General features: G+C 32.7%; 2 protein-coding genes and 1 pseudogene. All 3 read left to right on the plus strand.

Features of this window, described 5'->3' with window-relative positions; all coding sequences use genetic code 11:
• On the plus strand, nt 1–1010 hold a 1010-nt coding region (locus tag C9J46_RS21125; RefSeq protein WP_158259689.1), incomplete at its 5' end, for a hypothetical protein.
• A 109-nt stretch (nt 1011–1119) separates the two neighbouring features.
• Entirely contained in the window at nt 1120–2184 is a 1065-nt protein-coding gene (locus tag C9J46_RS21130) for a hypothetical protein (protein WP_107291483.1), read from the plus strand.
• Between the two features lie 202 nt (nt 2185–2386).
• A pseudogene (locus C9J46_RS21135) lies at nt 2387–2689 on the plus strand (hypothetical protein); the annotation flags it as partial.

Here is a 2689-nt window from a genome sequence, read left to right on the forward strand (position 1 = left end):
TAGTTTTCTCTTTTTTAGTCTTAAATGGATGCTCAAAAGCAACAACACCTCAACAAGCCGATATTGCTGTGTTTGAACAATTTTTATCAGAAAACCCGATATCAAGTATCAACCCTTCTATTGATATTGCGAGTATCTACCAGCCTGGTGATCCACTTTTTAAGGCCGTATTGGGGATACAGCGAAAGCGCTTAGATATTGCAGAAAAAGAATTAACGCCACTAGTGAAGAATAAACAACCGGATGCTATGTTTTGGCTGGCAAAAGTAATTTATCGTTCAGGGATTAATGATAAAGCGAAAGCATACGATCTATTAAGAGTTTCGGCTGAAAGTTATCCTTATTCAGCAATGGCACTGTCTAGCAATGATGAGCAATGTCAAATGTATTTTCCCAGTAAATGCAGTGACAAATGGACGAAAAAAGCACGAAACCTGTTTGCAGAACAAGCAAAAACAGGCGACGTTCGTGCCGTATATTACAGTACAATATTGAAACCAGATTTAACCCACGAGCAATATATTAGTGCCATTATCAATGCAGCGAAAAATCATTATTATTATCCGCTTGTCGAATACTCTAATAATTTAAGAAAAGCAGAAGATTCTAATCAAGAAATGAAGAAAATCACTATTAAGCTTCTTAACTATGCAGGTTTTAATAACTTTGTCCCTGCTATTGAATCCTTAATGAAAATTGAGGGTAAACATAAAAGAATGAATGGTTCTTTATATAAAGAATTAATGAAGCAAGGCATTTCTTTGGGTTCAAACTATGCTTGGCAAGGATATAGAATCTTAAGTATTGAAGATGACTCTTTATCTGAGAAAAAGAAATATATTGCAGCAAAAGCAACTAAGCTTTTTAATGGTGATGACTTTGCAATAAGCTTTACTCATCCTCCTAAAGAAAAAGAAGCTTTAATTGTAGCGAATAATAAAGCTCAAGAGAAAGCTGATTCAGTAAAAAAAGTGATTTACATTGATGGCGCTCACCCGCGTGCACTCTAATATTTAATTGAGCAGCGCTTCTTAATCACCTCGAGCAAATTATTGCCCAACAGAAAATTAGTGTAATATTTCTTTTGTTTAAATCCAACCGTGAGCAATATTTTACATTATGAAGTCTCTTATCTTCCCTTTGATAATTGTTGCCATCAGCTTCTCTTCATGGAACTGTGCAAGTACCACGCAAGATGGTTACTCTTCTGATCTGTCAAATGCAGATAGAAATAAAATATATCTTGCGAAAAATTTTATGGTGTACGATTTTGATTTTAAAAAAGCGATAGAGCTAACTACACCTTATATTAATAATAAAGATAATATAGAGGCAAGATATATTTATGCAGTTTCAATAGCACGTTATGATCTAAAAAAGTCTTTAGAGATGCTAAAAGCTTTAACAGATGAGGGGTATCCTTATGCCATGGATACCTATGGGGAGAAAAGAACCTGTCAACTTAATAGATATAAAGAATTATGTGACAATTCTGGTTATAAAAAATTATTAATATCCACTTATCGTAAATGGAAAAATGGGAATCCATCTGTATTATATAACGAAGATTATGAGCAGTATCGTTATATGTCATTTGAAGAGCGAGTAAATAAAGAAGGAACATGGTTCACTCCAAAAGCAGATAACCTTCTTAGGCAATGTGCAGCAGAGCGTTTTTTTTATTGTGCTGACGAGCTACAAAAAGCTCTATTTTTTATTGAAAACAAAACTGATAAACAGAATAAAGAATACGAGTATTATAAAAAATTAGCTAAAGATATTTTAATTAATGCAGAAAATAAAAATTTAATAATTAGCTTTATTGGGAACTGTGATAAGCCAAATTCAGAATTTAGAAATTGTCCTTCTAAAAAAGAATTTGGTTTAATGTTAAATAATTTAGCTAAAAAAGGTGATTTGAACGGGTATGAAGAAGTAGCATCATATTTATTTAACAATGACAATGCGAAAAATTACATCCCATTTTCTGATTATCTAAAACATCCAGATTCAAAATTAGATCCTAAATTAAAAACAGAATACGATAAGGCTATAAAATTAAACAATAATCAAGGATGGGATTTTGAAATGATAAGTTATAGTATCAAGCCTTTTGAGAAATTGTATAACGACAAAAACCTTAGCGGATTTTTTAACAAAGTGAATAAAATGATTTCTCATTAACACCCTATTCCCCCCTTTATTCTGAGGGGGGATTTTAACTATTTAAAATCAGATTATTAATAGGTTTTCTTAATTTAACCTACTCTACATTTCACCTCACTATCTACACCTCGAGCAAATTATTGCCTAGTAATTTTTAGGTGTACAATTATGCATTAAAATCAATTAGCTTCTCAGTACACTAAGTTAAGGCCTTAAATGCATGAAAGTAATAATTACTACCCTACTTTTAACTCTCTCTTCGATAGCCTTAACCGGTTGCTCAAAAGCAACAACACCTCAACAAGCCGATATTGCTGTATTTGAACAATTTTTATCAGAAAATCCTATATCATCAGTAAGTCCAACCGTTGATCTCGCAAGTATATACCAACAAGGTGACCCACTTTTTGAAAGTGTTTTGTACATCCAACGTAATCTTTGGGCTGAGGCAAAGAAACAACTTGAGCCGATGGCAAAGAACCAAAATCCTGACGCAAAATTTTGGTTAGCATCAATTACATGG

This window comes from Photobacterium sp. GB-36 (genome assembly GCF_003026135.1).
Taxonomy (GTDB): Bacteria; Pseudomonadota; Gammaproteobacteria; order Enterobacterales; family Vibrionaceae; genus Photobacterium.

What these genes read in the sequence shown, in the direction of transcription:
- C9J46_RS21130 (WP_107291483.1), top strand. Translation starts at nt 1,120, where the DNA reads ATGAAGTCTCTTATCTTCCCTTTGATAATTGTTGCCATCAGCTTCTCT.